At 39.6% G+C, this 2,548-nt stretch carries 3 protein-coding genes; all 3 read right to left on the bottom strand.

What is annotated here, in order from left to right:
* A partial coding sequence (locus VIO64_RS10480) for a hypothetical protein (protein ID WP_331917880.1) occupies window positions 1–1,393 on the bottom strand: 1,393 nt, incomplete at its 3' end.
* A 10-nt stretch (window positions 1,394–1,403) separates the two neighbouring features.
* Window positions 1,404–2,048: a hypothetical protein gene (locus tag VIO64_RS10475; protein ID WP_331917878.1), complete on the bottom strand. Its 645-nt coding sequence runs from the start codon at window positions 2,046–2,048 to the stop codon at window positions 1,404–1,406.
* Window positions 2,049–2,058: 10 nt separating this feature from the next.
* Window positions 2,059–2,548 (bottom strand): hypothetical protein (locus tag VIO64_RS10470; RefSeq protein WP_331917876.1); only part of this gene is annotated, 490 nt, incomplete at its 5' end.

Raw genomic sequence — 2,548 nt, 5'->3', positions numbered from 1 at the left:
CATAAGGCATAGGCTCTATCCGATCATCTATCCATTTCGAGTCATTTGTAGCAGCTACGGTTACCTTCTTGAACATCTGGCTCTCAGCATCATACCCGGAAAACTTCGGTACTATGCCCATCCGCCCACGGAAAAAATAATCAATTAAACCCGCCGTGTACGCTATCGTCTTGGGAATTAATATATCCGCATAATTACTATGGACTGCTGGGTTAAAGAAATATACCCGTTCCGAATGGATCGCTTCCGATTTGAGGGGATAAGCAAGATATTTAACCCCTATGAAACCCTTGTCAACAATTTCTCCATCCCTGACTTTATTTAACAATGGGATATTATCATACTTGCCGTCTTCTGCTTGTATCCGCGATATGAATGCCGGATACTCCCTGTCCATACTACTCGTCCTGGGATATGGAAATCGCTTCTTTTCACTTTCAGGGTTGTTATTTGAAAAGATTGTTTTAGTGCTGACAAAGTTTGCATTGGTATATTCTGAAAGACCAGCTCCTTTTTCGCTGTCAGTAGCCAAGGTATCTTCGGGATTTGGATTTGAGCTATTGTATACATCATTATCCCAGTATTGCTGAGGTGTTGCGAATTTCGGAATAACCAAAGGATGTTCTGTGGAATCCTTATAAGCAATAATATCTGACTGTTTTTTATTTATTTCCACCCAGTTTTCATAATTGTTGGAAGCATTATGCTTAACAAAATCCACGATTGATAATTCTTTCAGCACGTCCCAATGATCTTTTATATAGTTCAAACCTTTTGGTGTTAAATGGCCTAGCATGTCGTTTCTCACATGCGCCGGAACACTCATGTCCTCTAGCATATGAAGTACCCGGCCGAATTGCTCGAAAAATGAAATCAGATAATAATCTCTCAATTCGGGATAAAAAAATGAGTTGTAATAGGACTCCCTGGCTTTAATCCACGAATAACCATTGTAATTATCCTCGTCAAAATATCCTGCACCGCAACTTCTGTATCCACTTCCCAATGCCCAGCCGAGAGCCGGTATTCCTGTATATTTATATAAGCTGCCGCAATTCGAACTCTTGCCTCCGTATAACCTGAACAATGGAAATGGATAGTCATCAAGACCTTCACCATTTAGTGGATTGTAAAAATGATTGTACGCCCTGTTTCTATGGTCTTCGTTGGTGGAGCCTTCTTGGATTAGTTTGGTTATTGTTGTTTCATTAACCGGTTCATTAGAACCTTCTTTAAAACCAAGAATACTTTTAAAGTAATCATTGATTTCTTCAAATTTATCTATTGATGTTTTTGTTATATCTTTATGTGTTGTTGTATCATTATATGAGAAAACTGAAGGTGAATACAAAACAAGTATAAAACTCATAATCAAAAAACATTTCAATTTCATGTTGTCTCTCCTAGTTTTTCTTTATTGAACGTTTTTTCTCTAATTCTTGATAGTATCTTTCTAATTCTTCTGCTATTGCAGGACCTTCTGTTCGGAATGCTTTTGTGAATAAAGGTGCTGTTGATAACGTAGCATCTCCATTAGTAACCCCATCTTCAAAGCTTGCATGTTCGCGAAACGAAAACCCTTCAGACCATTTTTTTAATCGGACGATTCTGTGTGTCTTATCGAAGTCAGTACGTTTGGTCCATTTATAATTGGGTTCAAATATCTCTTTCTGGTCCCAGCATACATAGCCGAATTTATAGACTGTAAGCCTTGGGTCATAGGCACTGCCCCATTTCCCCGGACCTTTTGTAGTTCTCCAGAAATCCTTGATTTCGACCCTTCCTTCCTTGTCAGAGAGGGCTTCTTCGGCCTTTTTAAATCCCCAGCATCCGCCCTCTATGCCCTGAACAAATGTACAGTCATCTTTATATCCCCGCCAGATCGCCAGAGCTACTGCTCCCTCTATAGGTTTTCCGGTCTCATCATCGACTACTATTGCAGTGGGCCCTTCAGGCGGTCTGTCCATGGCAAAAATCGAAGCAGGAATTAAAAGAATTATTATGATCGATAAGATATTTATGGATACTATTTGCTTATGCTTTAACACTCTCCACCTCCTAAAAACCGTCTAAAGTCCATTTCCCGAACATATCCTGAGAAAAATACACATAGTAGGTTATATTGTACTGCTTCCCTTCTATGATTTCGTCACGCTTAAGCCTGTATGTTGCTACATTCCTCCTAATGGAAACAAGTTCTAGTTCCGTCATTCCATTAACAATCTCCGGTAATTTCTTTTTTAATAATGTAAATAGTTCCTTATATTCATCTGATGTGAACTCACTGAAATCCTTAACCGCTCCCTCAATATCCTCATTTTTCAAGGCCTCTTTCATTTGATTCCATTTGGTTCTGAGGAGGGTGTCTATTTTCTGTTTGTCCTGGACTATGATGCTGAGGGAGTCGGAGTATTCGTTGTTGTTTGAATCGGTAGTCCTGGCAGTGAAGGTGTAAATGCCTTCGCCTGTGAGCTTTATACGATATTGGTAGTCAGAAGTCTGCTCAAGGACTTGTATATTGCCGTTCTGAGGATGAAGGCCTGAAAGT

Source organism: Pseudobacteroides sp. (genome assembly GCF_036567765.1).
GTDB lineage: Bacteria > Bacillota > Clostridia > Acetivibrionales > DSM-2933 > Pseudobacteroides.
Note: the sequence above shows the minus strand (reverse complement) of the source record. Positions and strands in the feature narration are given on the sequence as shown.